Annotated in this window: 4 protein-coding genes; 2 read left to right on the plus strand and 2 right to left on the minus strand. The window is 72.7% G+C overall.

Features of this window, described 5'->3' with window-relative positions:
- Positions 1-787 (plus strand): hypothetical protein (locus ABZ260_RS49655; protein ID WP_355632568.1); only part of this gene is annotated, 787 nt, incomplete at its 5' end.
- 12 nt (positions 788-799) lie between these two features.
- On the opposite strand, the gene ABZ260_RS49660 is transcribed toward ABZ260_RS49655, so the two are convergent.
- Positions 800-1,264 carry a helix-turn-helix domain-containing protein gene (locus ABZ260_RS49660; RefSeq protein WP_355632571.1) on the minus strand — a complete coding sequence of 155 codons (465 nt, stop codon included), beginning with the start codon at positions 1,262-1,264 and terminating at the stop codon, positions 800-802.
- A gap of 46 nt (positions 1,265-1,310) precedes the next feature.
- Between ABZ260_RS49660 and pip the strand changes: the two genes are divergently transcribed.
- Positions 1,311-2,258 (plus strand): prolyl aminopeptidase, encoded by a 948-nt coding sequence (gene pip / locus ABZ260_RS49665; RefSeq protein ID WP_355632574.1) that lies wholly within the window; start codon positions 1,311-1,313, stop codon positions 2,256-2,258.
- Positions 2,259-2,333: 75 nt separating this feature from the next.
- On the opposite strand, the gene ABZ260_RS49670 is transcribed toward pip, so the two are convergent.
- Positions 2,334-2,647 (minus strand): L,D-transpeptidase (locus ABZ260_RS49670; RefSeq protein WP_355632576.1); only part of this gene is annotated, 314 nt, incomplete at its 5' end.

Genomic DNA, 2,647 nt, shown 5'->3' on the forward strand with positions numbered 1-2,647 from the left:
CCCGCTGCTGTTCGACGACGAACAGGCCGTCGCCCTCACCATCGCCCTGCAGATCGCCGCCACCAACCCCGGCAACGGCCTCGCCGAACCCGCCGCCGGCACCTACTACAGCTTCAGCCCGGCGGCCGTCGCCGAGCACGTGCCGGGCATCTGGGCCACGGCGCGGCCCGAGGCGGTGCTCCAGGCCCGGTTGCGGGCGGTGGACCGCACCCTGCGCACCCTCCTCGGTGACAAGGTCGCCACGCCCGAGCTGGCCGAGGCGGCCGAGCTGGCCGTCAGGGCCGCCGAGAGCGCCGAGGTCGTCCACCGGCCCCTGGCCGCCGCCAACCTCGATCTGCCCTGGCCCGAGGAGCCGCACCTGGCGCTCTGGCAGGCCTACACCGTGCTGCGTGAGCACAGGGGCGACGGGCACCTGGCAGCCCTGGCGACCGCGGAACTGGACGGGTGCGAGGCGCTGGTCTCGTTCGCCGCGATCGGGGCCGCACCGGTGAGCAACTTCGCGGGCCGCGGCTGGAGCGACGAGGAATGGGCGGCCGCCCGCGACCGGCTGGCCACCCGTGGCCTGGTCGACGCGGAGGGGGTCGCCACCACGGCGGGCCAGGCGCTCCGTGACCGGGTCGAGCGGATCACCGACGAACTGGCCGCCGGGCCGTGGCGCGCGCTCGGGACCGAGTCGGCCCAACGGCTGGCCCTGCTCAACCAGCCTCTGCTGGGCGCGGTGTTCGAGTCGGGGATGCTGCCGATGGTCAGCACCCTGGGCATCGGCAGCGTGCGGGCGCCGGAATAGGGACGGCCCGGTCTACAGATCGACCGCCCCGGCGATCCTGTCCCGCATCGGCCGCCTGCTCAGCGACTCCAGCGCCTCCTCGACGAGCCTGCTCAGCGGGTAGGACAGCTCCGCCTCCAGTTCGGCCGCCGCCGCGCTGGTCGCCGCCCACTCCCTGTCGAGGAGGGGCATCAGTGACTCGGCCCTGGCGGTCAGCCTGACGATCCGCTGGCGCGCGTCGGCGCCGGGGGTGAGAGTGACCAGATCCTCCTTGGCCAGCTGCGCGACCGTCTGGCTGGCCGCCGAATGCGTGACACCGATCGCTCTGCCCAGGTCGCGGATGGAGCTGGGCCCGGTGGCCGCCAGTGTTCGCAGGATCGGTGTGTAGCGCGGGCGGAAGCCGTCCAGGCCGAGGTCGGTGTAGACGGCGGCGACCCCCGCGTCCAGCTGGTCGAGGAGATGGCGCAGCCGTGTACCGAGTAGCTCGGGAGTTGACATGCCACTAATGTACCAGTGCTGTTATATCTCCGGAGAGGAACTCGCCTTGTACCCCCCTATCGAGCCCCACGAGCACGGCCTGCTCGACACCGGTGACGGCAACCTCGTCTACTGGGAGGTCTGCGGCAACCCCGCCGGCAAGCCCGCGGTCGTCGTCCACGGCGGCCCCGGGTCGGGGTGCAGGCCCGGCCACCGTCGCCTCTTCGACCCCTCGCGGTACCGGGTCGTCCTGTTCGACCAGCGCAACTGCGGCCGCAGCCTGCCACACGCCGGCGACCCCGCGACCGACCTGAGCACCAACACCACCCATCATCTGGTCGCCGACATGGAGCGCCTGCGCGAGCACCTCGGCATCGACCGGTGGCTGCTGTACGGCGGGTCGTGGGGCTCCACGCTGATGCTCGCCTACGCCGAGACCCACCCCGAGCGGGTGTCGGAGATGGTCGTCGCCAGCGTCACGATGACGCGCCGCTCCGAGATCGACTGGCTCTACCGGGGGGTCGGGCGGTTCTTTCCCGAGGAGTGGGAGAGGTTCAGGCGGGGAGTCCCCGAGGCCGACCGCGACGGTGATCTGCTCGCGGCCTACGCACGGCTCATGGCCGACCCCGATCCCGAGGTGCGGGCCAGGGCGGCGCACGACTGGACCGCCTGGGAGGACGCGGTGGTCTCCCTGGAGCCCAACGGCACGCCGAACGCCTACAGCGACCGGCCCTCCGCCGCCCTGCTGGCCTTCGTACGGATCTGCGCGCACTACTTCTCCAACGCCGCCTGGCTGGAGGAGGGTGCCCTGCTGCGCGAGGCCGGACGACTGGCCGGGATCCCCGGCGTACTCGTCCACGGCCGCCTGGACCTGAGCGGGCCGCTCGACACGCCATGGCAACTCGCTCAGGCCTGGCCCGACGCCCGGCTGGTCGTGGTCGACGACGCCGGGCACACCGGCAGCGACACGTTCAGGACGGAGATCCTCTCAGCCCTCGACGCCTTCGCCTCCTGAGCACGCGAAAGGCCGGCGGCCGGTACGGGAGCGGCCCAGGATCCGCCGAGGCGGGACGGTCGCCGGGCTGAGGTCTCACCTTCCCCGCAGGCCGTGCGCGGGGCGTGCGGACGTGGCGTGTCCGCGCGGAATACGGGGGGCCTCGGGGTGCCGAGCCCTGGGGATCCGCCGGGGTCGTTCCGGGTGAGCCTCCGGGCGGCGTTCGACGCGGACCTCGGGACGGCGGACGTACACCGGATCACCCGGCTGGAGGAGCCGGTAGAGGGGGACGGCGTTGTGCAGCGGGACCCGGACGCACCCGTGGGAGGCGGGGAAGCGGGGAACGAGGGTGGAGCCGTGGATGGCGATGCCACCGTTGAAGTAGACGGAGTAGAACATCGATCCCAGGA

It is taken from the genome of Streptosporangium sp. NPDC006013, from assembly GCF_040614275.1.
Classification (GTDB): Bacteria; Actinomycetota; Actinomycetes; order Streptosporangiales; family Streptosporangiaceae; genus Streptosporangium.

Bases quoted from the DNA above. Each gene is read 5' to 3' on its own strand.
- ABZ260_RS49660 (WP_355632571.1), bottom strand. From the start codon at position 1,264: ATGTCAACTCCCGAGCTACTCGGTACACGGCTGCGCCATCTCCTCGAC.